Origin of the sequence: Paenibacillus sp. PsM32 (assembly GCF_030433815.1) — a bacterium.
GTDB lineage: Bacteria > Bacillota > Bacilli > Paenibacillales > Paenibacillaceae > Saccharibacillus > Saccharibacillus kyungheensis.
On the sequence record NZ_JARUWY010000009.1, the window covers coordinates 116,034 to 142,347 of the forward strand.

Here is a 26,314-nt window from a genome sequence, read left to right on the forward strand (position 1 = left end):
AAAGAAAATGAATATTTTGCATAAAGGAGATAATGATATTGTTATGACCATCACTCAGATTATGACATTTGTGCGGGTTGCCGAGACATTAAGTTTTACTCAAGCTGCACATGAGTTGCATATGACCCAACCTGCTGTTAGCCATGCGATTGCCAGTATTGAGAATGAATTAGACACTTTGTTACTGTTACGGGATCGCAAAAAAGGAGTATTACTGACTGAAATCGGTGAGCAAGTATTAGTGCAATTTCGTACCATTTTACACAGTATGGAAAAAGTACAACAACAGGTAGCTGCTGTGAAAGGGTTAGATGTAGGCACGATCTGTGTAGGTGCTTTTCCTTCAGCATCTGCTTATTTTTTGCCACCTATTATTCAAAAAATCAAACAAAACTATCCTAATCTGATCTTCGATCTACACGAAGGCTCTGCTAATGATGTCAAAGAATGGGTCTATACTCGCAAGATTGAAGTAGGTATCGTTCTGTTGCCAGCACCCGACTTGGATGTTATTCCATTATGTGAAAATGATATGGTACTTCTGTTACCGGATAACCATCCATTGCAACAGCAAGCTCATATTACTGTTCAGCATCTTCATGGAGAAGATATGATTTTGTGCAAAGGTGGTCATGAGACTGCGATTATTGAAGCTTTTGATCAAGAAAAAAGCCATCTCAAAATCACTTTTACGACCCATAATGTAAGTGCATTGATCAATATGGTTCGTCAGGGGCTTGGAATTGGTATCGTTTCTAATCTAGCCTTATCGATGCATCCTCATCATCTGGATGTACGAGAAGTCACCCCGCGCATCACAAGTCAGATCGGAATCGCTATTCCTTCTGTATCTCAAGCATCACTTGCGGTACAACTACTGATCAAAACAGCGCAAGAATTATTTTTAGAGTCTCCTGTACTGACCTCTTCCTAATCAAACGCAAAAAGTCTGCATCCGCTCATTACGAGCATGCAGACTTTTTGTAATATATTCTAGATTTAGTTCGTCAAAATAGCGTATCTTTTACAACTTGTACAGCAATTTACGATCAGCCAATCGAAATAGTCTCAGGAGATTCTTCTGCCGGGCGGTCTGCTGATGGCGGTGATTGAATCACAACATGCAATTCTTGATCCACCACATTTACGATAACTGTCGATCCTTCTGAAGCTTCGCCAGCAATCATTGCGCGAGCAACTTTGGTTTCTAATGCGCGCTGAATAAATCGTTTGAGCGGTCTTGCACCATAAGCCGGGTCAAATCCTTGTTCAGCAATCAGTTGGACAGCTTCGTCAGTCAATTGTAACGTAATCTGGCGATTTTTCAGACGATCTTGTAAATGCTCTACCAATTTGCGAACAATCTGTCCAATCTCTGTTAAGCTTAGTGGTTTGAATAAGACAATATCATCGACACGATTGAGAAATTCAGGGCGGAAATGATTACTTAATTCACGCATAACATTGTCACGTACTGTCTCGCTCCATTCTCCATCTGCGCCCAATCCACTCACAAGATGAGCAGAGCCTATATTTGAAGTCATAATTACGATTGTATTTTTAAAATCAACGACTCTGCCTTGCGAATCTGTTAATCGTCCTTCATCTAGCAATTGTAAAAGAATATGGAACACATCGGGATGTGCTTTCTCGACTTCATCCAATAGCAATACAGAATAAGGTTGACGACGTATAGCTTCGGTTAATTGTCCGCCTTCTTCGTAACCGACATATCCAGGTGGCGCTCCGACTAATCGAGAAACGCTGTGTTTTTCCATATACTCTGACATATCGATCCGAATCATGCCATCTTCACGATCGAATAAAGAAGCAGCAATCGATTTGGCAAGTTCTGTTTTCCCTACTCCAGTAGGTCCGAGGAATAAGAATGAACCTATTGGACGATTCGGGTCTTTGATACCTGCACGTGAACGAATCACAGCATCCGCAACCAATTGTACCGCTTCATCTTGACCGACTACACGTTTATGCAGACTTTCCTCTAACCGCAATAATTTGTCCCGTTCCCCTTCAACCAGACGACTTACCGGAATACCTGTCCAGCGAGATACGATATCTGATATTTCTTCTTCGGTAACAGCTTCACGCAAGAGACGATTGTCTTGATCTTGATACGCTTCTTCTTCCGCTTGTTTTAACTGACGTTCTAGATCTGGAATAATACCGTAACTGAGTTCAGCCGATTTGTTCAAATCATATTCTTCCTGTGCTTCTAACAGATCGTTGCGTGCTTGTTCTAGATTTTTTTTGAGATCACGTACAATTTGAATCGCTGATTTTTCTTTTTCCCAGCGTGCTGTCATTTCCAATTGTTTTTCTTTGAGGTCAGCTAGTTCACGTTGTAACTGTTCTAATCGACGCTGGCTAGCATCGTCAGTTTCTTTTTTCAGAGCAGCTTCTTCAATCTCAATCTGCATAATTCGGCGGGTGACTTCATCCATTTCACTTGGCATAGAGTCAATCTCGGTACGAATCATAGCACAAGCTTCATCAATCAAATCGATTGCTTTGTCCGGTAAAAAGCGATCTGAAATATACCGATCAGATAGCACACCTGCGGCTACAATAGCACTATCATGAATTTTGACACCATGATGCACTTCAAACCGTTCTTTTAAGCCGCGCAAAATAGAAATGGTATCTTCTACATTAGGCTCATGCACTAGCACCTGTTGGAAACGGCGCTCCAATGCAGGGTCTTTTTCAATATAATTGCGATATTCATCCAGTGTTGTTGCACCGATACAATGAAGTTCTCCGCGCGCTAACATCGGTTTGAGCATATTCCCTGCATCCATTGAACCTTCTGTTTTGCCTGCTCCTACAATCGTATGCAATTCATCAATAAATAAAATAATCCGTCCATCGCTTTCTCGAATTTCTTTCAGTACTGCTTGAAGACGTTCTTCAAATTCACCACGATATTTAGCACCGGCAACCAGTGCACTCATATCCAGTGAGAAAATCGTTTTATCTTTAAGCCCTTCCGGTACATCTCTACGTACGATCCGGTGTGCCAGCCCTTCAACAATCGCTGTTTTACCGACACCAGGTTCACCAATCAGTACCGGATTGTTTTTGGTTTTGCGAGATAAAATACGAATAACTCTACGAATCTCAGCATCCCGTCCAATCACAGGATCGACTTTGCCACTCCGTACTTCTGCAACAAGATCACGACCGTACTTCTGCAATACTTCATAGGTTGCTTCCGGCTCCCGGCTAGTCACCCGTTGATGACCTCGTATCTCGGCTAAAGCAGTTAATAACGGATCACGCTTTAATCCTTGTTGTTGTAACATATTGCGCAGTTCTTGATTCTCGCGATCATGACCGGACACCATAGCAAGTACAGCATGTTCTACGGCTACGAAATCATCTTGCATAGTAGTCGCTTCTTGCTGAGCTTGATCCAATACAGATAATAATGAAGGTGAAGCATAACGACGTACGGCTCCAGATGAGCCGCTAATAGTCGGTTTACGACGTAAATGTTCATTGTTTAAGCGTGTGACTTCCGACAATGAAATATTCATTTTTTGCAACAATCGAGGTAATAATCCTTCCGATTGTTCTAGTAATGCTTTTAACAGATGAGCAGTATCAATTTCTTGATGTCCCATCGTTGAAGCAATGGATTGTGAAGAAGCGACCGCTTCTTGAAGCTTTTGAGTCAGCTTATTATAATCCATTGTGAACTCCTCCTTATTTGGTTTTGATTTGTGGTTGGAACGGGTTAAATTCTGCTAATTGACGATACAATCTGCGTTCATTTTCATCGATATCGTTGATCTCCGGAATAATCATTTCGATACGAATCAGTACATCTCCATAATGTTGCTTGTCTTTGCTTAATCCTTTACCGGAAAGGCGTAACGTTTGACCGGTCTGTGTACCGGCAGGAATTTTGAGACGAACCGTAGATTGATCAGGTAAACGGACAGGCATATCGCCACCAAAAACCGCTTGCCACGGTGCAATTTGACCTACCGCGATCAGATTACTTTCTTCAATCGTATACATCGAGTGGTTAACAATATGGAAGCTAATTAATAACTCTTCATTTGGATCAAGTCCATTGCTACCATTTCCACGAATTTTTAATGTGCTATTATTTTTGATGCGGGCAGGCAATTTGAGTTGAATCGATTTGCCACTGACTCGTACTGAAATTCGATCTCCCCGATAGGCTTGCTCCAGTGTAATATCCAGATTAGCCCGTAACGTTTGAGTCATATTCTCCATCCCTCGACCAGCGCCAGCGGTACGGCTATTAAAAAACATATCGAATAAATCTTCATCAGGAAAACCTGCATTATCAAAATTTTCAAAATTGTAAGCTCGACTTGCTTTATGATCACGCGTTGAATACGCGGTGTTCGCTCTTGTATGACGAGGAGGATTTTCTTGGTAATGTAACTGCTGATCATACGTTTCTTTTTTGTTGGTATGACTTAACGTTTCGTAGGCTTCAGCGATTTCTTTAAATTTACTTTCCGCTTCCGTAGCTTTATTCACATCAGGGTGCCACTTTTTAGCCAATTGTTGATATGCTTTCTTCACTTCTTTGGGTGAAGCCTGGCGATCAACGCCTAGAATCTTATAATAATCTTTGAGCATCGGTTCTCCCCCTTTCCTGTAGCTTTCATCTTTCTATTTATTAACGTACTTTACAGGAAAATAAGCGGAATGGCTTCTTTTTACTCAAAAAAAGGTGCATCATAGCTGTTTAATCTACAATGCACCTCTGGATATAAGATTATTTTACAGCTAACCTGTGAATGATGCGACTTTTATTCAGAAGACTTTTGCTGTCCGTCTTCAAGTCGAGCCGAAGAGGAACTGCCATCTTCAATCTGAATGCGCCGACCTTCAGCACGCTGTTTTTTCGGAATAGTTAACAACAATATTCCATCTTTCAGAGTCGCTTGAATCTGCTCTTCTTCAATATCTTGCACATAAAATCTTCTAACATACTCTCCATAACGACGCTCTTTGCGCACCATACGTTGCTCAGCATTTTCTTCTTGTTGCTCTTGTTGTTGCACAGCTTTGATCGTCAAATAAGGAGCGGCATAATCAATGTCGATATTTTCTTTTTGCAAACCCGGCAATTCGGCTTCAACAAGATACGCTTTGTCATTTTCCCGAATATCCGTACGGAAGGATAAGGTCGATCCTTTGAACGGAGTTAGCAAATCATCTTCAAACATATCTTGAAACGACTTCATCCATTGACTCAAAGCATCCTCACGACGTTTACCAAAAGGAACTAAATCAAACATATCCAATCTCCTCCTTAAATGATTTTTTAACTGCTTTTGATAAGTTTGACTTTGTTTGACCTTATGTCTTTATTATAGTGATAACACCTGTAGTAAGCAAAATAGATTATTGGCAAAATAAGCCTATTTAGACCAATTTACAGCCTTTTTTCGTATTAAAATTCTTGTTTTCAACCTCTTTTATCATTTTTGACCTTTTTTGACCTTCGCTTGATATATTTACTTTTTCAGAGCAAAAAAAGCCTGTTTCTTATCGACTCAGAAACAGACTTTTGTTTAAACTTTTTGATGATTTATCCGAAATGTTTTTGAACAAATTCCATCGTTTTGCGTTGATGATATGGACTCACAAAATGTCCATCAAATGGATACAGACACATTTCTTTTTCTGCATGAATCCGATTGTATACTGCATAAACCGTTTCAGGCATACAGACAGTGTCTTTAAGACCGCACGAGATCAATATAGGTGAATGGATACGATCTGCTAGATTAATCATGTCAAAATAACTCAACGTCTCTAGCACTTGATCCAAATGTTGAGGATACCGACTTACAAATTGAGCGGCTTCACGAAGAGAACTTTCTGAATTTAATATGCCAAAATCCATATGGCTCATATTCGGAATATTAGCGACAGTGATTGCTGGAATATCGCTTAGAGCAGATGTGATGAGCGCTAGCCCGCCACCTTGACTACCGCCATAGACTGCAATTTTACTGCGATCTACATCAGATTGCTCGGCTACCCATTGTATCGCTTTGAGCGCATCCATCGTGATTGCACGATAATAAAAGTTATCTTTATCCAGCAATCCTTGAGTCAACCAACCGCTACTCATCCCAAAATCAGCATTCAAATGATTACCTGTATCTCCGCCCTGTCCACGAATATCAATAGCGAATACCGCATATCCCATCGCTGTCCAGTGAGCATAATCTTCAGGATACCCTTTGTTCATCGTATATCCATGAAACATAACGATACATGGAATCGCTTGTCCCACTTGATCGGCAGGTCGTACATAGATACCATGAAGCGGCGTATCGTCAAATCCTTCATAGATCACTTGATACGACTGGATCGATTTCATCGGTGTTACTTGCTCCGTCTGTTGAGCGTTTAACGGCTTATCTGCAAATTGTTGTAATGTCTGTTGCCAGAAATCAGCCAAATCAGGTTGTGCTGTATGCATCGGGGCATATTGTTCTAATTCACGCACTCGTCTAGCAATCGCATGATTCTTCATAACTAAATAACTCCTTTGCTTATCTAAGCTGTACTTCTATTTACTTACCCTGCTATTCGTTGAGTTTGACAATCCAACCCGTAATTAAGCGGAAAAAGAAGCTGAAAATAGCAGCTGGAATCAACGCCATCACCAGTGTAATCAATACACTCAAAAATGTAACACCATCGGGATTATTTTTCACATCTAACACAACTAACAAAATCGCCATAATCACATACCACGTTATAAAATCCGATAATCTAAAATTATTTTTGATCGTATTGACCAACTTCATGCTCATCCCTCTTTATCTGCGTGTATAATCCATCATTTGCATGCTATCAATAATATAGATGAAATACAACAACTTACTGAATATCAGCCAACTTTTGACCTATCGGTGTAAGTATACCGTCTATGGTTGTCGAGTTCTTCTGCTTACGATATTGTTCTAACTTCTCTTCGCCTTTGTTCTCTGCCCAATCAATCAGCGTATCTCGTTCCCCTTCATATTCATAGAAAGGAATACCATATCCACAAGACGTCTGTACCCGGTGAATATTCGAAACAATGATCTGCCGGTATCCTGGATAAAGATCAAATACATGCGCATACTGCTCCCATGCTGGATCATCCGGTAAAATAATCTGTCCATCTCCATACAATCGCAAAATCAGTGGCTTACCTTCCAAAGCGATAAACATATAAGTCATCCGATTACTTTCTTGCAAATGAGCACTGGTCTCATTACCACTACCTGTTAGATCAAGATAAGCGACCTGATTAGGGGATAGAATGCGAAATGAATCGTAGCCTTTTGGCGAAATATTGACATGACCTTCTGCTGCCGCACTACCTACAAAAAACATCTTCTGTGCTTGTATAAATGCGATATGCTCGGGAGACATAGAATCAAATACTTTAGCCATCATGAACATCCTCTCTATAAATAGATATGGTTATTCTGATACAGACACCTTTTCATCCTACTTGTGCAATTTTCTTTGTTTATAACTTTTTTACAAATCCAGTAGAAAGTCCTGCAAATCCTAATTTGCGATAAAATTCATGTGCACCTTCACGCTCATATCGATTACCACTATTTAAAGCGATCGCTTGAGCGCCTACACTACCTGCCCAGCCTTCGGCTGCTTGCATCAAAGAATGACCTATCCCTGCGCCACGATATTGCTCATCGACAACTAATGAGCCGATACGGACATGTACTCCATCTCGTTCAAAGCGCAGTTCACGAATCAAGCCAACCATACCGACCACTTGCTCTTCTATTTCGGCTACAAATATTTGATAATCTTCATGTTGCTCTAACGCATCGATTCTTATTTTGAACACTTCTTCTGTAGTCGGGTAGCCTAATTGTTCCATTAACCCTACTAATGGTGTGATATCTTGTTGATGGGCTTCACGAATAACAACGGTATGATTGTTCATGATCATAAGCTCCTTTAGATAAATTATGTATTTGTTAGCAGTGTAGCAGATCATTGAAATGATCACAATAAATACACTTTCATCGTATTGATTCAGTGATAATCGCTTATTTCGTTTTCGTCTGTGACTAAATTGGATAAAAGTAAAGTAGAGATATCGCGTACATCGTAGTACTTAGAATAGTAAGCTATTATGTTCTGCTCAAACACCAAGCGATTTTGCAAAGTGCTCTATCTTCTTATTTGCAAATCAATTACACAAGAAAGTGCAACTCTTTATTCATTATTTACTATAAACATATACTCAGCTTGCAGATGGAGGAACCAACGATGATACGCAAATGGTGGAAAGAAAATGCAATCTATCAGATTTATCCAAGAAGTTTTAAAGATTCTAACGGTGATGGTATCGGTGATTTTCAAGGCATTATTTCCAAATTAGATTATCTGCAAGAACTCGGGATCGGGGCGATCTGGCTGTGCCCTATTTATGAATCTCCCAATTTTGATAACGGTTATGATATCAGTGATTTTCAAGCGATTATGAAAGACTTCGGAACGATGCAAGATTTCGACGAATTTATGCGTGAAGCTCATGAACGGGGAATCAAAGTTGTGCTCGATATGGTGCTCAATCATACATCGGATAAGCATGATTGGTTTGTCGAATCACGTTCTTCACTGGATAATCCGAAGCGGGATTATTATATCTGGCGTAAAGGAAAAAATGGCGGCTATCCGAATAACTGGGAGTCGTATTTTAGCGGTTCGGTCTGGGAATATGATCAAGAAACAGAAGAATATTATATGCACCTCTATGCCCGTCAACAACCTGACTTGAACTGGGAAAACAAAGAAGTGGTCAATGAACTACACGATATGATTCGCTGGTGGATGGATAAAGGTGTCGATGGATTCCGTCTAGATGCGATCGCTCATATTGTCAAAGCTGTTGGTCTACCGGATGCGGATAATCCACAAAATTTACCGGTTGTACAAGCTTTTCAATTTTTCTCCAATCTGGAAAAAGTCCATACGTTACTGAAAGACCTCAATCAGCAAGTATTTGCAACACGTGATCTGATGACAGTGGGTGAAACATCCGGTCTTGGCCCTGAACAAGCACTCGAATATGTGGGAAATGAACGTCATGAACTGGATATGGTGTTCCAATTTGAACATATGCATCTGGATTGTGTCGGTACAGGAAGTTCCAAATGGGTAGGGCGAAGCTGGAACTTGTTAGATATCAAAAAGATTATGAGTCACTGGCAGACCGTTCTACATGGCAAAGGCTGGAATGCAAATTACTTCTCTAACCATGATCAACCAAGACATCTATCACGCTTTGGCAATACAGGCGAATACCGCAAACAATCTGCCAAAATGTTAGCAACACTGATCCATTTACTACAAGGAACTCCATATATCTATCAAGGTGAAGAGATTGGAATGACCAATGCGAGCTTCCAGCATATTGAAGATTACCGCGATGTAGAGACGATTAATTACTACAATATTTCGTTAAAAGAAGGCAAAACCGAAGAAGAGATTCTAAAAAATTTGGCTAGACGTAGTCGGGATAATGCTCGTACTCCAATGCAGTGGGATAATACAACTCATGCTGGCTTTACAGATGGCAATCCATGGATTCAAGTCAATTCAAACTATACCGATATCAATGTAGAACAAGCGCTTAATGACCCTGACTCGATCTTTTACTATTATAAAAATCTAATCGCTTTACGCAAAAAATATCCGGTTGTAATCTATGGAGATTATCGGTTGCTCTGTGCTTTGCATCATCAAGTGTATTCGTTTATACGTAGTTATGAAGGCACTGAATTAATGGTTATTATGAATTTCTTTGATGATAAACCGACATTTGAATTATCTGAACGTATTAGTGATGAAGGATGGGAACTGGTCTTATCTAACTATGATGATCACGAACATCATCAACTTCATTCTTTACCATTACGTCCGTATGAGACTAGAGTATATTACAAAGATACTCCATCCGTTTTACCCAAATCGACTCATTAAATCATTCAATAGTAAATACAACAAAGAGCGCCCGATCATAGGCGCTCTTTGTTATTTCTCTAGCAATACACGATACCAATAGCGATACATTTCTTCAAAACCTAGATGACGATAGAGCTGAATAGCCACCTCATTATGTTCACCTACATGTAGATACGTATAACTTGCTCCTTTGTCTTTTGCCCATTTCATCAGATGGTATAACATTGTTCTAGCAAAACCAAGACGTCGATAAGCAGCCCCTGTGATCACATCGTAAATGCCCATATAATGACCATCTATAATCCCAATAGCACAAGCTACAGGTGTTCCTGCTTGATAAAGCGTGATATACGCTTTTGGTAATGATGGGTTCACCTTCATCAATTTGGCAATAGATTGACCTACATTATCAGGCCATTGTCCAAGTGTGCTCGCTTGTCTAATCCACGCTTCGCTCCATTGTTCTTCAATGGTATAAGTTACTTCCGATAACCTTTGTTGTTGAGTACTTTTGTAGTTAGTATATTCTTGATCGATCATATTCAGTGACTTCAACTGTACGCTTGTCTCATCTTGGATCTGATAATTTCGTGCATGTAGAAGTTGATCGAGTAGCGTCGGCTCTACAAAGTCAGTCATTTTAAAAACAACCGGTAATTGCGCCTGATGATACTGTGCTTCACAATAAGCGATCTGCTCTTCCAGCGTCATTTTCGTTTCTACATAATCTAACGGGCTGACAGAATTGGAACGTTTGCTATAGCCGTCAGAAAGACGTATATTCCATCCATTAATCAATTGACTATGTAGTGCAGGCCATGTCTGTAGCGAACTTTGTTCGATCTTTTTCCATAAAATATTCATATGTAGCCACCTTTCAACTGTATGTACCAGTCATGAAAAATTACAAAATTTGTATCTTGGCACAAGTACGTTTATAATAAAGAAAGAGTTTTATATGTAAATAAATATATAAAGGTGGAGGAATATCATGAATCAAGCTACCAAGAAGTATGCAAACTACATTCCTATTCGAGAACTGGCAGCGATTGAAAGTCAGCTATCTCCTTTTACCGTTTATGATGAAATGCGTGAACAGACCCCTGTTCGGTATGATGAAAATCGCAAATGTTGGGACGTTTTCCGTTATGAAGATGTTCAATATGTGCTTAAAAACCCAAAATTATTCTCGTCTCAGCGTAATCGTGCCAATGAGAGTATGTTGACAACCGATCCACCCAAACACAAACAATTACGTGATCTAGTGAATCAAGCATTTACTCCGCGTGCGATAGAAGCGTTGGCTCCACGTATCCAAGAAATTGCTGATGATCTGCTTTCTTCTCATTTAGCCAAAGGAAAGATCCGTATGGTTCATGATCTCGCTACACCGCTTCCGGTTATCGTGATTGCTGAATTAATCGGTGTCCCTACATCAGATCGTGATAAATTTAAAGAATGGTCAGATGTACAGGTCAAAGGCGCTAGAGATGATAGCGATGAAGCTTTCCAAGAATTAATGGCGGAAAAAGCTAAAAATCATGAAGAATTATCTAATTACTTCACTGCTATTATGGAGCAACGTCGTGTACAACCGGAAGATGACCTGATCTCATTATTGTTAGCAGCAGAAATTGATGGTCAGAAATTAACAGATAAAGAAATCGTCGGCTTTTGTATTCTGTTGCTAGCAGCAGGTAATGAGACGACGACTAATCTGATAACGAATGGTGTTCGGATTCTGGCGGAACAACCTCAATTGCAAGAGCAATTACGTGAGCATCCAGAAATGATCCAGACTGCTGTCGAAGAAACGTTGCGTTATTATCCACCAATTGTCGCTATTGGACGTGTAGCCAAAGAAACAGTTGAGCTAGGCGGGCAGACGATTCAAGCAGGAGATCAAGTCATCTCATGGGTCGGTTCAGCTAACCGAGATGAACAGAAATTTGCAGATGCAGATACATTTGTTCCTAACCGTAAGCCCAATCAACATATGGGATTCGGATTCGGAATTCACTTCTGTCTCGGCGCTCCTCTTGCTCGCTTAGAAGGTAGAGTCGTATTACAGACATTGTTAAATCATATGGAACATATTCAACTGGTTCCTGATACGACATTGCAACCGATTCAAAGCGCTTTCGTCTTTGGAGTAAAAGAATACCCGATTACATTCACACCACGCAATATAAATGAATAGAAGCATTATATACGAAGAGCCACTTCATCGTCTACCTGACATGAAGTGGCTTTTTTTGTTGTTACTGCAAGTATGTAACCGTTTCAAAGTAAAACTTGCATACATGTAACTATGTAAGTTACAATCATTCCATCCATACAGGATACAAGATCATTTTATACAAAGGAGTGTTATTCATGATGAAGAAAACAAGTACATTGGCAATCAGTTTTACATTAGCATCTGCGCTTGCAGTTACAGGTGTTCAGGCGAGTCCACTTGCAGGATCAAAAGATAATACATGCACCTCTTCTCCTGTCAAAATATCTTCTACGAGTGCGACACCAACTAGCACAACAACATCGAAGTCTACAGAAGCGCAACTGGCTAAAAACAAAAAGCTGGTACTCAACATGTACAAAGATATTTTCAATGATCATGAATTGAACAAAGCTAGCTTGTATATCGTCTCAAATTATAAGCAACATAACCCTTTAGCTGCAGATGGTCGTCAAGCTTTTGTGAAATTTTTTGGATCTTATCTGAAGCAGAATCCAAATTATAAATCTGAAGTGAAACGCATTATCGCTCAAAATGATCTAGTGGTTGTGCATAATCATGTGACCACAGGTGCGAAAGATCGTGGAAGCTCTGTAGTCGATATTTTCCGTATCAAAAACAACAAAATCGTAGAGCACTGGGATGTTTTCCAACCGGTTCCTGCCAAATCAGCAAATACAAATACAATGTTCCCTGCTAAAGGTACACCTGTCGAAGTTACTCCTCTAAGCCCGAGTGAAGTTCAAGCAAATGCCAAAATGGTGCGAACATTCTACGATGATCTTTTTAACAAACACGATGTATCTGTGATCAATAAATATATTGCAGAAGATTATATTCAACATAATCCTACCGTGCCTACAGGTAGAGAACCTTTGAATCAATTCGCTTCATTTTTACAATCTAACAAAAATAGCAGCAACAAAATTATTCGTGTTATTGCAGAAGGTGATATAGTCGTTCTGCATAGCTGGAGTCGTATGGATAAAAATGATCGTGGTTCTGCAGTAGTCGATATTTTCAGAGTAGCTGATGGTAAAATTGTAGAACACTGGGACACTATACAAGCAGTTCCTGAGAAATCAGCTAACAAAAATACAATGTTTTAAGTTCGGTCTCATCTACACTCTAAATAATAAATCTTCGCTTAGTTGACGAAGAATGATTGGGAACATACAAAAGCCACTTCATGGACGCTGTAATTAGCAGCATAACGAAGTGGCTTTTGTGTGCTCTGATATATCACATATTTGCATCAGATTGCTCTATCCAATAAACGAATAATCATTGATAGGTACAGGCTATAAATGAATAGGATATAGATATTTGACGAAGAGTACATTCAGACGTAAATTGGTAACATCGCACTGGAAAGGATGAATACCATTTGATCATGAATCTGTTACATACGTTATATCAAGTTTTTTTGCCGATCTCGCTACCTGTGATTGGTGGTATTCTGCTTAAGCGATTCCGCAATCTCGATAGTAAGCCGATTGCTACGATGTCTCTGTATGTATTAACACCAGCGATTGTATTTAATACTTTATTGCATGCTGATATTTCGCTACAAGATATAGGCACTACTATTAGCTTTTCATTATTAAGTCTTGTGTTATTATGGGCGATTGCGGTCGGGTTGAGTCGTATTTTACGATTGAATAAAGAAGAACAAGCCGGTCTGACGCTTATCTCTACATTTACGAACTGTGTAAATTATGGGTTACCGTTGGTATTACTAGCTTTTGGACAATTGGGATTAGATAAAGCTTCGGTCTATGTAATCGGGCAAATGATTATTGTAAATACTGTCGGCGTGTTTTTTGCAGCTCGTTCTCAATTTTCGGTAAAGCAAGCAGGTATGGCTATTTTTCGACTACCTGCCATCTATGCGACGGTGATCGCTATTGTATTACGAGTAACTGATCTTTCATTGCCAACTGCACTTGATTCTGGATTTGCGATGTTAGCGGCGGCTTATTCACCAGTAGCGCTTGTTGTTCTAGGCACACAAATGATTACGATGGGCACTACAAGCTCTACGACCCCTGCTGAACACACAATATCATCTAGCAACAGAGCATTCTGGGCAGGCATGAGTATTCGTCTCGTAGGCGCTCCGTTGCTGTCATGGGTATTGTTAACATTGTTGCATGTGGAAGGCATATTGTTTAGTGTATTGTTGATTCTTACATCGATGCCAACCGCAGTCAATGCTGTTATTCTTGCAGGACAATTCAATGCGGCTCCCCAGCTTGTTTCCCGTTGTATTCTTTGGACAACACTGGCTTCATTTATAGTGATGCCGGTATTGATCGTCTGGTTACAATAATCATCTCTTACAATCATGATCCGATGATTGTTATCGTAACTAGACATGTTCTGGTTTTCTTTAAAATGACCAATACAATTACTTATTATTAATCGCAAAATACCGTTTTATGCGGACTGCTGTTACTATCAAACATTTTCAATATTTGCTCTTGGGTATTACGTTCGACCGATAAAGGCGGTAATTCATGGGCAGCAAAAAAGCCTACATCGGATGTCTCATCACCTACGGTTGCTTCTCCGCCAACTATCCGGCACAAAATAAAAAACTTATATACATGCCAGGGAGACGGTGGATGGTTATGGAAATTTTTATCCGCGACACCAAGCAGACGAACCGCTTCTACATCGAAGCCAGATTCTTCTTTCGTTTCTTTAACTGCAATCTGCTTGGGCGATAATCCTATATCTCCCCATCCACCCGGTAATGCCCATGCACCGTCTTGCTTTTCACGTACCATCAAGATTTTATCGTTTTGAAAAACAACCGCGCGAATATCGACTTTGGGCGTTGCATACCCTGTCTCATTGGCAAAAAGCGCTTGCACTTTTTCCACTTCTACATCGGTGTACTGATGCATAATCTCTACACTAAGTTCGCGTAACTGTTGGAAACGTTCAATATCATACATATCTTTAGAGTATTCTAGCCCTGCTTGACTGATCGCTTGAATCTGTTTCGCCCATTCTAGCCACTTTAATTGCATGATTCTAATCTCCTTTGATTACAAACGATCTGTACCCTCTTTATTCCAAAGCTTCTGCTTCAGACGGTAATAAATGTTGAGTACAGTTGTATAATTCACAACTCCACACATGATCTTCATTACAGTGTACAACAGTCATCGACATATTTTCCAGTCCATGCCATTTCGGTTCATCTGCCAAAATCTGATTTAACACATGATTAAGTAACACGCCATGACTAACAATCAAAATGCGTTCATTTGGATAAAGACTCACTAATTCTTCCAGACAGCTCACTCCACGTGCTGCTCCAGACTCAGGCGTTTCCAGTCCAAGATCTTGATTTTTCCAGTCTTCTCCCCAGCGTTCGATACGGTCAGCTTGAGTCGTTCCCTCAATCAGACCTCCATCCAATTCACGTAGACGAGGATCAGAACTAATTTGCAAATCTCCACCTTCTGCTATCGCTTGCGCTGTCTGTTGTGCACGAATCAGATCACTTGCATAAATGCGATCCCATGATTCGGTTTGGATTCGTTTGCCTAATTGATACGCTTGCTCCCAACCACCTTCATCTAGTGGAATATCTGAACTCCCTTGTGCTCTGCCTTCTTTATTCCAAATGGTACTACCATGTCTGATTAATCCAAATGTAGTCATTATTATTCCTCCATTCACGTACTTACTTCTGTATGATTTAGCATATCCTTCTGTATATATCAAATGGTACGATTATCAATTGTGATTTCTCTATTTTATCACTGTTAGGTGACAATTCGTAGGCTGATTTTAGATACGATCCTGTCACATTTGATTCAAACCATTGATTTCATGTGTTATATATGGCAATATAACGTAGCGAACCAACGAGCGTTATCGTCCAGTATTTTAGCGAGTAAAAAGCATTTTTTAATAGAATTATGGTCGTGCTTGTCTATTCAAGCACTACATCATATTTGTTTTCCCGAATGTAGAAAGGGGTTCAACTTTATTATGGCCAACACAGTGTTTCGCCTGATGACCGAGTTATCTTCACGCAAGTGGGTTTCACGGCTTACAGGAAGCTTCGCTAAATCACGGGCCAGCCGGACATTTATCCCGAAATTTATCCAGGCATATCATATTCCAGCGGAAGAAGCAGAAAAAAACATACAAGATTATAATAGCCTTAATGAATTTTTCACACGTCGACTTCGTCCTGGAATGCGTCCGATTGATGCTGATCCAATGTCGCTTGTGAGTCCGGTCGATGCTGTGATTACAGCAATGGGGCCACTTCAGAACAATGTCATTCCACAAGTAAAAGGTCAAGACTACTTACTGGAAGAACTACTTAATTATTCTCCACGTATGGAGACGTACAAAGATGGATATATGTTTGTGCTCTATTTAAGCCCTACTGATTATCATCGTATTCATTCACCTGTTACAGGTAGACAGACCGAGTCTGAACATATTCCAGGCAAAGTTTATCCTGTCAATGATAAAGGTATGACCTTTATGCGTTCTGTACTCAGTCGCAATGAACGATTAATTACCTACATGTCTCATGATTGTGGCGAAGTGGCTGTCGTCAAAGTAGGTGCGCTCAATGTAAGCAGTATTCAATACGCTGATCCTGAACGTACATCATGGCAAAAAGGTGATGAACTAGCTTATTTCGAATTTGGTTCTACAGTAGTTCTACTGGTGCAACAAGGAACATTTATAGCCAATGAACAATTACACATTGGTAGTAAAGTTAAAATGGGAGAACGTCTGGGTACACTGGTCGATTTGCAAGCTACTCGCCCTTATCGTCGTGTTGCTCCAGAAACGGTTCAATCTTAATCATATACTTCTACATGGATGTAGAGATAAGAATAGAAAGACAGCCCTATTTGAAAGAATACTTTCAAGCAGGGCTGTCTTTCTATCATCTGATCAACCGGTAAAGGTTGAGATATGCTATATATAGTAGATTGCTGAATACACATTCAACAAGCCTTGTATAAGTTAAAAGAACGACCTAAGTATACACACCTTGTGATCAAAACCACGATTCAGTAAGAGTAGTGGACATTTTGAATCGACGCAGCCGATTACGAAAAATGTTTTTACCTGCTGTAGATGAACCGCCTCTGTTACGAATCCGCTGTCTAAAACGCATTTTCTGTAGACCTCCTTCCATTTACATTACGTTAACATGACAAGTATTACCCGTTGACAATTATTGTGAAACAATCAGAAATCACGGGTATCCCTATCTTAAATCAAGCATAATGTAAAATGCAAAGTTTACAGAAATGTATGATTGACCCTCTATCCTATTTATCTAATCTCAGACGGGCTTTTACCTGTATATTGTTTAAATTGACGACTGAAAAAGAAAATATCTCGATATCCCAGTGCATCTGCTACTTCAGTTACATTCATGCCTGTATAGACTAGCAAATGTTCTGCTCGTTCGATCCGCATTTTGATAATATACGATTGCACCGATACACCGATTAACTCTTTAAATTTGATCGAAAAATAGCGTGGTGATAATCCAGCGCGTGAAGCCAAATCTTCTACCCGATGAGCCAGACTAGGATGCTGACGAATATAATTCGCAATTTCCTGCACAACTTCGCTTAGCTGATTACTGACTTTGCGTTCCACCGGTTCACGCTGATCTTCACGTAATAAATGAATCATCAACTGCTTCAAAATCAGCTTGGCTTCTTCTTCTGCGGCAAAAGCTTGTTCGAGAAATAATCGTACATACCGTACTAGCATATATTCAAAATCAATTCGCTCTTCTAATTTGCGATAACGTACAGGAATCATTTGTGCCGGTTCAGCGATATCAAAATGAATATAAGTAAGCACTAATGGTTTTTGCGGATTGTGTGTCGCTGTTGTCTCATCCCCCGGATAGAACAAAAAACAACTGCCTTGACTGATCGGATAAGGCTCACCGTTTAGAATTAATTCTCCTTCACCGCTCCACACATAGAATAAATCATAATTGGGCATCGGTTTTTCACGTTTGGGCCAACGCCATTCTGGTTCACAAAAGATTTTAGCAAAAGCTGGTTTCAGTATAAATGAAGAAGGTGACAAATTCAGCATCACTCAACCCTCCTTGATTTTATTTTATCTATAGCTCTATTCAATCCTAACAACAGATGAGATAGCTTTTCTTTATATTGACCAAAAAGTCTGTAACCGTCAATCATTGTATTGCATACGATCCCATGATTCTCGCAGACGGCGAACACCTTCAATAATATGAGATTCAGGCAGATACGCGAAAATAAAACAAGCCGACGGTACAGTAGGCACAATCTGATACGTAGCAGCATCACGCCAGACTACACCATGACGATAAGCAGATTGCATCCACTGACTATACATAGCAGGTTGGTGTTTCCAGGTGGCATAAGCATGCAATCCGCAATCCGTTTGTTGCCAGTGAAATAGTTCATCCAGATTGTACTCATGAATCGCTTGTTGAAAAACATCATAACGTGAGCGATATAACCGATTCATACGGCGTAAATGTCGTACATAATCACCACGAATCATAAATCGTGCTAACGCTCTTTGCTCTAATCTAGCAGGTGGCAATGGATCATAGATACGCTTGGCAGCGGTAAGTGCTTGCGCCAGTACGGTGGGCAAGATCGCATAACCAAGACGCAGACTGCTGAACATACTTCTAGAAAAGGAGCCGACATAGATCACACAATTCGTATCATCTAAAGCTTTGAGCGGTTCGATTGGACGACCCGACCAACGAAATTCACTATCATAATCATCTTCAATAATCCATGCTCCACGAGATCTTGCCCATTGTAAAATATGTTGACGACGAGCCAGTGGTAATATCGATCCAGTCGGAAATTGACGACCCGGTGTAACAACTAACAATTGAGCATTCCAATCTTCTGGAATAATGCCATGCTGATCTAGCGGAGCTGGTTCGATCTTCCCTCCACATGCCGTAATCGCACGCCGTATACCGGAGTAACAGGGATTTTCCAAAATGACGGTATCTTGTTCATTGATTAGCAATTGACACAGTAAAGCAATCACTTCCATAGAACCGCTACACAATACCACTTGTTCTGGAGTAGCTGTAATTCCTCGTGTTCGCCCTACATGATGACAGATTGCTTCACGCAACCAGAGATCACCTTGAACTGTCGCTCTATTGGTATCGAGTGCTGACTTTTGCACATCTTTACCTGCGGCAGACAATGCACTTTTCCACGAAATCTGCGAACTGCCTTCTAATATAATTTCGCCAGATTGAAAAGAAATGATGTCAGGTGGTGCATCTGTAGAGTTCATTTGTTGATGTAGAGACTTCACTAGATGATGTTCATCATAAGTAGAATCTGGTGTATATGTGCGAGTCTCTATAATTTCCTGTTCAATCTGCACAATCCGTTGTCCCCATAGCGACAAAGGAGGCAAAGGTGCTGTCGTATTCGATATATGATCTGTTTGGATCGGAATATCGTTATCTGTATTCGATAAAGGAGATTGTTCGATCACGAAAGTTCCTTTACCTACAGCAGATTGAATATACCCTTCAGCCAGTAGCATGTCATACGCTTCCGACACACTTCCACGTGATAATCCATACATCATAGCTAGATCACGCGTAGAAGGTAGACGTGTTCCACTGGCTAGCGATCCATTTAGAATACCTTCTCGCAGTGCATGGTATAACGCTACATATTTATGTTGATACTTCTGAATAGCACGCTGATACGCAATCGTAATATCCATCGTATTCTCCTTTATTGGACTACTTGTTTTCATGCAAATTGGCTCTTTTGACTAATCCAATTGTAGCATATGCTGAAATGCATAGATGGTCAATACACAAAAGGAGAGATACATATGAGACGCAAAGAATTTACGATCGAAGAAGAACAAGAACTGGAAACATTTTTACAAGAAATGAGTTTTGGATTTCTAGGGATGAGTCATGAAGATGGATTTCCGAGGGTGATTCCACTCAACTTTGCTTATGGTAACGGTGTTTTTTATATTCATGGTAGTCGTGCAGGAGAGAAAATGAAATTGCTCAAACAGGATACTCGTGTTACATTTTCGGTCGCCAAAGAGTATGCGCTGATTCCTTCTTACTTTACCGATGCTGAATTGGCTTGCCCGGCGACAGCCTTTTTTAAAAGTGTAACGGTACGTGGTCATGCAGAGTTGATTACTGATCTGGAAGAGAAAGCAGATGCTTTTTCGATATTTATGCACAAGCTTCAACCTGAAGGTGGTTATGATACGATTGATGCGAATGATCCACGTTATATTCCGCAATTAAAAGGAGTCGCTTTGATCAAAATTGTCCCGCAGGAATGGACAGCCAAGTTCAAATTCGGTCAAAATGTCAAAGGCGATCAGCGTCAACATATTATTGATGGTCTCCAAGAACGTGGTCTTGACGATGATCTCACTACAATCGAAATGATGAAAAAATACTGTCCACATCATCAAAGTTAAGGGCTATTGGGCTATATGTTATAAGATTCACATCATAGTCACAACTTACACATCAAATTTCACTTCCTGAACGGTGACACTTCAACGCGAAAAATGATATACTAGGGCAGCAGAAATCAGGCGAACTTCTACTGTTCCATTATCATCAGGTGCGGCTGATTCATTATTTAACAGACCTGGAAGGATGAAAACGATGAACCCACTGGCTGGACAATTGAACGAGAAACTGAAAACAGATAGTCCTCATATTTATGAGATGTTATCGACTCTTGGCAAAGAGATTTATTTCCCAAAAGAAGGTATATTAAGTCAATCGGCAGAAGCATCAAGCCAGGCTAAAAAATATAATGCAACGATCGGAATTGCAACTGAAAATGGTGGACCGATGCATTTGAAGGTGCTACAAGATTCGTTGTCTGCTTTTGCTCCTAAAGATTTGTATCCTTATGCTCCACCTGCGGGTAAACCAGAACTTCGCAGTGTATGGCGTGAGAAAATGATCAAAGACAATCCTTCATTACAAGATAAAAAATTCAGTAACCCTATCGTTACCAATGCATTGACACATGGTCTAAGTATTGTAGCGGATCTGTTCGCAGACGTAGGCGATGCTGTTATATATCCAGATAAAAACTGGGAAAACTATGAGCTTACTTTTGCGGTTCGTCGCGGAGCAGAAATTATCACTTATCCATTATTTACAGCAGAAATGACATTTAACAGCGATGGATTAAGAGATGCTCTTTTAGCGCAAAAAGAAAAAGGTAAAGCGATCGTTGTTCTCAATTTCCCTAACAACCCGACAGGTTATACTCCAAGTGTAGCCGATGGCAAAAAAATCGTAGCTGCAATCAACGAAGCGGCGGAAGCAGGAATCAATGTAGTTGTAGTTACTGATGATGCTTACTTCGGATTATTTTTCGAAGATTCGTTGCATGAATCATTGTTCGGCTCATTGCTTGACTTGAACCCGCGTATTCTACCGATCAAAGTCGATGGTGCAACCAAAGAAGAATATGTATGGGGATTCCGTGTCGGCTTTATCACATATGGCGCGCAAGATACAGAATCTATTGTAGCTTTAGAACAAAAAACACTGGGTATTATTCGTGCAACCATTTCCAGCGGGCCACACCCATCACAGACATTTATTTTAAAAGCGTTACAAGATTCTAATTTCGAAGCGCAAAAAGAAGAAAAGTTCCAAATCATGAAAGGCAGAGCAAACAAAGTTAAAGAATTGCTCGACACTGATAAATATCAAGATGCATGGGAATACTATCCATTCAACTCGGGATATTTTATGTGCCTCAAATTAAAAGACGTATCTGCGGAAGATGTTCGTCTACGCTTACTACGTGAATACGAAGTCGGCACAATCGCTCTTGGCGCCCATGATCTTCGCGTTGCTTTCTCTTGTATCGCTGAAGAATATTTGGAAGATCTATTCAACTTGATCTACCAAGCGGTTCAAGATGTGCAAAAAGGCTAATTTATTTAAACGAACTGTTATAATTAAAAAAGCTTCTGTCCACTATTGAGAGAACTATTCTCTTTATAGCGATACAGAAGCTTTTTAATTTCTCATAAATAACCAGCAAAATCTAAGTCAAAACAACAAAAGTAAACTATCTATGCCAAATAAGCTTCTCTCACCTGATTGTTTGTTAAAAGTACTTTGGCATCATCCTGCAAAATAATTTCTCCTGTCTGAATGACATATCCCCGATGTGCGATCTGTAATGCTTGATACGCATTTTGCTCGACCAGTAAGATGGTCATTCCTGCATCATTCAACTCCTGAATAATCTCAAAAATCTGATCGACCAATACTGGAGCAAGACCCATCGAAGGCTCATCCAACAGTAGAATTTTGGGATTCATCATCAGTCCTCTAGCAATCGCAAGCATTTGCTGTTCCCCACCACTCATCGTGCCACCGGTCTGATGATAACGCTCTTTGAGCCGTGGAAAATATACAAATGATTTCTCTATTCGCTCTTTGATCAGCTTTTTACTTTTGACAGAGAACGCGCCCATTTCCAGATTTTCTTTTACTGTTAAACGCGGGAAAATACGACGTCCTTCCGGCACATGTGCAATACCACTTTGCGCAATCACATGCGGTTCAAGCGATGTAATCTTTTTACCATCGAAATAAATTTCGCCTTTGGTCTTCACCTGTCCACAGATCGACTTGAGTGTAGTCGATTTGCCTGCACCGTTGGAACCGATCAATGTAACAATCTCCCCTGCATTCACTTCCAGATTGATACCTTTTAACGCTTCAATACCACCGTAAAAAGCTTGTACATTTTTTAGTTCGACCAGACTCATATCTGTATCTCCTCCTCGACTGCGCTTTTACCGAGATACGCTTCGATTACTTTAGGATTGGAACGAATATCTTCAGGGCCACCTTCAGCGATCTTCTCTCCATGATCCAGTACAAGAATATGATGAGATAATTCCATCACTAATTTCATATCATGTTCAATCAAAATAATCGAAATATCCAACTCTTGCTGGATACGACGGATCAGCCCTGTTAATTCAGACGTTTCGCGTGGATTCATCCCTGCGGCAGGTTCATCTAACAGCAATACTTTAGGCTTGGCGGCAAGTGCACGGGCAATTTCTAATCGTCGCTGTGCACCATAGGATAGACTGCTTGCTTCTTCGTTATACCATTCTGCCAGACCGACATATTCAAGTAATCGGTACGCTTCACGCTGGGAATCATGTTCTTCATGACGAACACGAGGAAGATTTAACAGTGTGCCGACAATGCCTGTTTTGAGATGAATATGCATACCGACCTGCACATTTTCAAGTACGGTCATACTGCCGAACAAGCGAATATTTTGAAAAGTACGTGCAATTCCGCGACTGGTGATCCGATCAGGCTTAATATTAACAATCGATTTTCCATCCAGTTCAATATTGCCTTTATCCGGTACATATATCCCTGTAATCATATTAAAAAAAGTCGTTTTGCCCGCTCCATTCGGCCCGATCACCGCCGAAATCTGTCCTTTGGGAAAATCAAAGTTCACTCCATTCACAGCCGTTAATCCGCCAAAACGTTTGATCAGATTGGTCACTTTTAGCACACTATGATCGGGGTAGTCACTCATACTTATGCTCCTTCCTCATTCACTGTTATCCACGCAATAGCTCTAATTATGCTTTGTATGGACCTTTAATCTGGTTGTACTTCTGACTTGGATACAGGTGGAGATGGATCTTTGACTGCTTCCTCAGGAAGTCTGCGATTTCGAGCAGCAATTAATCCATTGGGACGGAAAATAGCGACTAAAATCAAGATCATACCGAAAATAAAACGTTGCATTTTAGAAGGAGATAACGCATTAGGTACTTCAAAAATTCCTTGCTGAGACAATTGATTAAGCCAGCTTGTGAACTCGGTCAACACCTGCAAATTCAGAATCGTGACCAGACTTGCTCCTAAGATCACACCCGGTACACTGCCCATTCCACCTAATACAACCATTACCAGAATCGTGATCGACTCGATCAATGTAAAGCTGGTCGGATCGATAAATGTCTGCTTGGCTGCAAACACAACACCCATCATTCCTGAAAAAGAAGCACCGATTGCAAAAGCCATCAATTTGGTACGAATCAAAGGAATCCCCATCGACTGTGCAGCAATTTCATTTTCACGTACCGCTTTCCACGAACGTCCTAGACGTGAATGTTCTAACCGCCTTACTGCGAAGATAACAATTAACAATATCCCGATCACGATAAAATAAAATTGATGTGGAAATGTAAATTGAAAGCCAAACAAATTCGGTGGCTGGATCGAAGATAACCCCATCGCACCATTCGTAATATTGACGGGCTTTTCTAAATTATTAAAAATAATACGAATGATCTCCCCGAATCCCAGTGTCACAATCGCCAGATAATCGCCTTTGACACGCAGTACAGGCAGACCGAGCAATATCCCGAAGATCCCTGCAATAAAACCTCCGATTAGAATAAAAATCCAGAAGCTTTCACCGGATAACGGAAAGAGTTCTCCTGAAATAAAATTATTCGCTTGCCCTGTCGCAAAGATGCCGTATGTATAAGCCCCTACAGCAAAAAAAGCAATAAACCCCATATCCAACAATCCTGCAAATCCAACCACAATATTCAGCCCGAGCGCCATCGCTACATATATACCGCACTGGGTCGCTACTTCCATATACGATTCGCGTGATGTACCGCCTGAAGTGGCGAATGGAATCACAATCACCAGCAAAAACACGGCAATACTCCATTTCATCCCATTGCTAAATGACGTATAGTACAACAGCAACAGCGAAGCCAGCATCAATAGAAAGGCAGTGACCGAACGGTCGATCAAATATACAGCACCTGCGGTTACCAGTATAAATGCAGCTAATAGTAATCCTTGTGCAAGTTTATTCGCTTGCAACATCGTTTGTAATTTCCCCATCGGTTTCACCTACACTTTCTCTTTGATTGCTTTGCCGAATATGCCCTCCGGTTTGAAGATCAAGACAATAATCAGAATCATAAAAGCAAATACATCTTTGTACTCTGCTCCAAAATTACCGCCTGTCAAAATGCCCAGATTCGATGAAGCAAACATTTCAAGCACACCCAGTACGATTCCGCCGAACATCGCACCACGGATATTCCCAATTCCTCCTAGAACAGCAGCTGTAAATGCTTTGAGTCCCAAAATAAATCCGATATACGGATCAATCGTTCCATACTGTTGAGCAAATAAAACCCCTGTCGATCCACCTAATGCTGAACCGATAAAAAAGGTTAACACAATTACTTTATTTACATTGATAGACATTAACGATGCGGTCTCCCGATCTTGCGCAACTGCACGCATCGCACCGCCCCATTTGGTTCGATTCACAAAAATATCGAGTCCAATCATTAACAAAATCGCAATTACAAAAATAAACAATGTATTCGCTTTGACCGAAGCATCGGTAAACCAGCTAGAGATCGAAGAAAGCGGCAATTGATAACGCTGATCAAATAATTGTGGTGTGCTAATAATATAGTTACCTGTTTTGAGCTCCGCGATAAATCGAATCACATCTTGCAAAACAAACGAGACTCCAAAAGCAGAGATTAATAGGATCAACTTGGGTGCTTTGCGTAACGGTCGATAAGCTACCCTTTCAATCCCGACCCCAAGTGCCCCTGTAACCAGCATTGCGATCAAAATAATCAGCAAATACGACAACCATGCGGGCATACCGGTCAACCACCCTGCCCCCTGAAAACCAAACAGCACCGCTGTCCCTACAAAAGCACCGGTCATAAAAATCTCACCATGCGCAAAGTTAATCAATTCCAGAATACCGTATACCATCGTATAACCTAGTGCTACTACAGCATAGATTGCACCTAGCGCCAGACCATCGATCAATACCTGAGGTAAAGTTTGCAAAATACTTGAGAACATTCAGTTACTCCCTTCATACGCTCATTCGTCATTCTGCTACATGATGATTTTGCAAAAGTACTCTAAAACAAAAGCCA

24 protein-coding genes are annotated in these 26,314 nt (G+C 40.5%); 8 read left to right on the top strand and 16 right to left on the bottom strand.

The annotated features are described in order from the left end of the window. Positions 1–43 precede the first annotated feature (43 nt). Complete coding sequence (locus QCD85_RS17045; protein WP_274171975.1) at positions 44–934, top strand: LysR family transcriptional regulator; 891 nt, start codon at positions 44–46, stop codon at positions 932–934. Positions 935–1,049: 115 nt separating this feature from the next. On the opposite strand, the gene clpB is transcribed toward QCD85_RS17045, so the two are convergent. The 7 genes from clpB to QCD85_RS17080 all read right to left on the bottom strand — a co-directional run bounded on the left by clpB (position 1,050) and on the right by QCD85_RS17080 (position 7,990). After that, entirely contained in the window at positions 1,050–3,713 is a 2,664-nt protein-coding gene (gene clpB, locus QCD85_RS17050; RefSeq protein WP_301263320.1) for an ATP-dependent chaperone ClpB, read from the bottom strand. 13 nt (positions 3,714–3,726) lie between these two features. Next, positions 3,727–4,641, bottom strand: coding sequence for a DnaJ C-terminal domain-containing protein (locus QCD85_RS17055; RefSeq protein WP_273613440.1), 915 nt, complete (start codon positions 4,639–4,641; stop codon positions 3,727–3,729). 173 nt (positions 4,642–4,814) lie between these two features. Further along, entirely contained in the window at positions 4,815–5,306 is a 492-nt protein-coding gene (locus QCD85_RS17060) for an Hsp20/alpha crystallin family protein (protein ID WP_301263321.1), read from the bottom strand. Positions 5,307–5,599: 293 nt separating this feature from the next. Beyond that, positions 5,600–6,556 carry an acetylxylan esterase gene (locus QCD85_RS17065; RefSeq protein WP_301263322.1) on the bottom strand — a complete coding sequence of 319 codons (957 nt, stop codon included), beginning with the start codon at positions 6,554–6,556 and terminating at the stop codon, positions 5,600–5,602. Positions 6,557–6,608: 52 nt separating this feature from the next. Continuing rightward, the gene (locus QCD85_RS17070; protein ID WP_273613443.1) at positions 6,609–6,833 is read right to left on the bottom strand and encodes a hypothetical protein; all 225 of its coding nucleotides are present in this window, start codon (positions 6,831–6,833) and stop codon (positions 6,609–6,611) included. 73 nt (positions 6,834–6,906) lie between these two features. After that, a complete protein-coding gene (locus tag QCD85_RS17075) occupies positions 6,907–7,467 on the bottom strand; it encodes a pyridoxamine 5'-phosphate oxidase family protein (protein ID WP_274171971.1) in 561 nt (186 codons plus the stop codon). A gap of 79 nt (positions 7,468–7,546) precedes the next feature. Beyond that, positions 7,547–7,990 (bottom strand): GNAT family N-acetyltransferase, encoded by a 444-nt coding sequence (locus QCD85_RS17080; protein WP_273613445.1) that lies wholly within the window; start codon positions 7,988–7,990, stop codon positions 7,547–7,549. A 329-nt stretch (positions 7,991–8,319) separates the two neighbouring features. Between QCD85_RS17080 and QCD85_RS17085 the strand changes: the two genes are divergently transcribed. Next, entirely contained in the window at positions 8,320–10,035 is a 1,716-nt protein-coding gene (locus QCD85_RS17085) for a glycoside hydrolase family 13 protein (RefSeq protein WP_301263323.1), read from the top strand. A 51-nt stretch (positions 10,036–10,086) separates the two neighbouring features. Here the strand turns inward: QCD85_RS17085 and QCD85_RS17090 are convergent, their stop codons facing one another. Then, positions 10,087–10,881, bottom strand: a complete 795-nt coding sequence (locus QCD85_RS17090) for a GNAT family N-acetyltransferase (RefSeq protein ID WP_301263324.1) — start codon at positions 10,879–10,881, stop codon at positions 10,087–10,089. A gap of 127 nt (positions 10,882–11,008) precedes the next feature. Here QCD85_RS17090 and QCD85_RS17095 point away from each other — a divergent pair, with 127 nt between their 5' ends. The 3 genes from QCD85_RS17095 (at position 11,009) to QCD85_RS17105 (ending at position 14,588) form a co-directional block, all read left to right on the top strand. Beyond that, entirely contained in the window at positions 11,009–12,217 is a 1,209-nt protein-coding gene (locus QCD85_RS17095) for a cytochrome P450 (protein WP_301263325.1), read from the top strand. A gap of 176 nt (positions 12,218–12,393) precedes the next feature. Further along, on the top strand, positions 12,394–13,365 hold the full coding sequence (locus tag QCD85_RS17100; RefSeq protein WP_301263326.1) for a nuclear transport factor 2 family protein: 972 nt from the start codon (positions 12,394–12,396) through the stop codon (positions 13,363–13,365). Positions 13,366–13,643: 278 nt separating this feature from the next. After that, positions 13,644–14,588 carry an AEC family transporter gene (locus QCD85_RS17105; RefSeq protein ID WP_273613450.1) on the top strand — a complete coding sequence of 315 codons (945 nt, stop codon included), beginning with the start codon at positions 13,644–13,646 and terminating at the stop codon, positions 14,586–14,588. An 88-nt stretch (positions 14,589–14,676) separates the two neighbouring features. Here QCD85_RS17105 and QCD85_RS17110 read toward each other — a convergent pair whose 3' ends face one another. Both QCD85_RS17110 and QCD85_RS17115 read right to left on the bottom strand, forming a co-directional pair. Next, entirely contained in the window at positions 14,677–15,294 is a 618-nt protein-coding gene (locus tag QCD85_RS17110; protein ID WP_301263327.1) for an NUDIX hydrolase, read from the bottom strand. A gap of 40 nt (positions 15,295–15,334) precedes the next feature. Continuing rightward, entirely contained in the window at positions 15,335–15,934 is a 600-nt protein-coding gene (locus QCD85_RS17115; protein ID WP_273613452.1) for a histidine phosphatase family protein, read from the bottom strand. Between the two features lie 333 nt (positions 15,935–16,267). On the opposite strand from QCD85_RS17115, the gene asd reads away from it, so the two are divergent. Next, on the top strand, positions 16,268–17,104 hold the full coding sequence (gene asd, locus QCD85_RS17120) for an archaetidylserine decarboxylase (RefSeq protein WP_273613453.1): 837 nt from the start codon (positions 16,268–16,270) through the stop codon (positions 17,102–17,104). 480 nt (positions 17,105–17,584) lie between these two features. On the opposite strand, the gene QCD85_RS17125 is transcribed toward asd, so the two are convergent. Together QCD85_RS17125 and pdxR are read right to left on the bottom strand one after the other, a co-directional pair. Further along, positions 17,585–18,370, bottom strand: coding sequence for a helix-turn-helix domain-containing protein (locus QCD85_RS17125; protein WP_273613454.1), 786 nt, complete (start codon positions 18,368–18,370; stop codon positions 17,585–17,587). Between the two features lie 99 nt (positions 18,371–18,469). Further along, positions 18,470–20,038, bottom strand: a complete 1,569-nt coding sequence (gene pdxR / locus QCD85_RS17130) for a MocR-like pyridoxine biosynthesis transcription factor PdxR (protein WP_301263328.1) — start codon at positions 20,036–20,038, stop codon at positions 18,470–18,472. A 114-nt stretch (positions 20,039–20,152) separates the two neighbouring features. On the opposite strand from pdxR, the gene QCD85_RS17135 reads away from it, so the two are divergent. Then, positions 20,153–20,770: a pyridoxamine 5'-phosphate oxidase family protein gene (locus QCD85_RS17135; protein ID WP_274171964.1), complete on the top strand. Its 618-nt coding sequence runs from the start codon at positions 20,153–20,155 to the stop codon at positions 20,768–20,770. 193 nt (positions 20,771–20,963) lie between these two features. Continuing rightward, positions 20,964–22,262 carry an aminotransferase class I/II-fold pyridoxal phosphate-dependent enzyme gene (locus QCD85_RS17140; protein WP_301263329.1) on the top strand — a complete coding sequence of 433 codons (1,299 nt, stop codon included), beginning with the start codon at positions 20,964–20,966 and terminating at the stop codon, positions 22,260–22,262. Positions 22,263–22,402: 140 nt separating this feature from the next. Here QCD85_RS17140 and QCD85_RS17145 read toward each other — a convergent pair whose 3' ends face one another. The 4 genes from QCD85_RS17145 to QCD85_RS17160 form a co-directional block, all read right to left on the bottom strand. Then, positions 22,403–23,107: an ABC transporter ATP-binding protein gene (locus QCD85_RS17145; protein WP_301263330.1), complete on the bottom strand. Its 705-nt coding sequence runs from the start codon at positions 23,105–23,107 to the stop codon at positions 22,403–22,405. Next, positions 23,104–23,907, bottom strand: a complete 804-nt coding sequence (locus tag QCD85_RS17150) for an ABC transporter ATP-binding protein (protein ID WP_273613459.1) — start codon at positions 23,905–23,907, stop codon at positions 23,104–23,106. Before QCD85_RS17150 ends, QCD85_RS17145 begins: the two co-directional genes overlap by 4 nt. 65 nt (positions 23,908–23,972) lie before the next feature. Continuing rightward, on the bottom strand, positions 23,973–25,241 hold the full coding sequence (locus QCD85_RS17155; RefSeq protein ID WP_273613460.1) for a branched-chain amino acid ABC transporter permease: 1,269 nt from the start codon (positions 25,239–25,241) through the stop codon (positions 23,973–23,975). Between the two features lie 9 nt (positions 25,242–25,250). After that, positions 25,251–26,237: a branched-chain amino acid ABC transporter permease gene (locus QCD85_RS17160; protein ID WP_204826776.1), complete on the bottom strand. Its 987-nt coding sequence runs from the start codon at positions 26,235–26,237 to the stop codon at positions 25,251–25,253. Positions 26,238–26,314 lie beyond the last annotated feature (77 nt).

Coding starts and splice junctions, on each gene's coding strand:
- QCD85_RS17140 (WP_301263329.1), top strand. CDS start 20,964: ATGAACCCACTGGCTGGACAATTGAACGAGAAACTGAAAACAGATAGT.
- QCD85_RS17160 (WP_204826776.1), bottom strand. CDS start 26,237: ATGTTCTCAAGTATTTTGCAAACTTTACCTCAGGTATTGATCGATGGT.
- QCD85_RS17145 (WP_301263330.1), bottom strand. CDS start 23,107: ATGAGTCTGGTCGAACTAAAAAATGTACAAGCTTTTTACGGTGGTATT.
- QCD85_RS17045 (WP_274171975.1), top strand. CDS start 44: ATGACCATCACTCAGATTATGACATTTGTGCGGGTTGCCGAGACATTA.
- QCD85_RS17155 (WP_273613460.1), bottom strand. CDS start 25,241: ATGGGGAAATTACAAACGATGTTGCAAGCGAATAAACTTGCACAAGGA.
- asd (WP_273613453.1), top strand. CDS start 16,268: ATGGCCAACACAGTGTTTCGCCTGATGACCGAGTTATCTTCACGCAAG.
- QCD85_RS17070 (WP_273613443.1), bottom strand. CDS start 6,833: ATGAAGTTGGTCAATACGATCAAAAATAATTTTAGATTATCGGATTTT.
- QCD85_RS17125 (WP_273613454.1), bottom strand. CDS start 18,370: ATGCTGAATTTGTCACCTTCTTCATTTATACTGAAACCAGCTTTTGCT.
- QCD85_RS17065 (WP_301263322.1), bottom strand. CDS start 6,556: ATGAAGAATCATGCGATTGCTAGACGAGTGCGTGAATTAGAACAATAT.
- QCD85_RS17095 (WP_301263325.1), top strand. CDS start 11,009: ATGAATCAAGCTACCAAGAAGTATGCAAACTACATTCCTATTCGAGAA.
- QCD85_RS17110 (WP_301263327.1), bottom strand. CDS start 15,294: ATGCAATTAAAGTGGCTAGAATGGGCGAAACAGATTCAAGCGATCAGT.
- QCD85_RS17115 (WP_273613452.1), bottom strand. CDS start 15,934: ATGACTACATTTGGATTAATCAGACATGGTAGTACCATTTGGAATAAA.
- QCD85_RS17150 (WP_273613459.1), bottom strand. CDS start 23,907: ATGAGTGACTACCCCGATCATAGTGTGCTAAAAGTGACCAATCTGATC.
- QCD85_RS17080 (WP_273613445.1), bottom strand. CDS start 7,990: ATGAACAATCATACCGTTGTTATTCGTGAAGCCCATCAACAAGATATC.
- QCD85_RS17085 (WP_301263323.1), top strand. CDS start 8,320: ATGATACGCAAATGGTGGAAAGAAAATGCAATCTATCAGATTTATCCA.
- pdxR (WP_301263328.1), bottom strand. CDS start 20,038: ATGGATATTACGATTGCGTATCAGCGTGCTATTCAGAAGTATCAACAT.
- QCD85_RS17135 (WP_274171964.1), top strand. CDS start 20,153: ATGAGACGCAAAGAATTTACGATCGAAGAAGAACAAGAACTGGAAACA.
- QCD85_RS17055 (WP_273613440.1), bottom strand. CDS start 4,641: ATGCTCAAAGATTATTATAAGATTCTAGGCGTTGATCGCCAGGCTTCA.
- QCD85_RS17075 (WP_274171971.1), bottom strand. CDS start 7,467: ATGGCTAAAGTATTTGATTCTATGTCTCCCGAGCATATCGCATTTATA.
- QCD85_RS17060 (WP_301263321.1), bottom strand. CDS start 5,306: ATGTTTGATTTAGTTCCTTTTGGTAAACGTCGTGAGGATGCTTTGAGT.
- clpB (WP_301263320.1), bottom strand. CDS start 3,713: ATGGATTATAATAAGCTGACTCAAAAGCTTCAAGAAGCGGTCGCTTCT.
- QCD85_RS17100 (WP_301263326.1), top strand. CDS start 12,394: ATGATGAAGAAAACAAGTACATTGGCAATCAGTTTTACATTAGCATCT.
- QCD85_RS17090 (WP_301263324.1), bottom strand. CDS start 10,881: ATGAATATTTTATGGAAAAAGATCGAACAAAGTTCGCTACAGACATGG.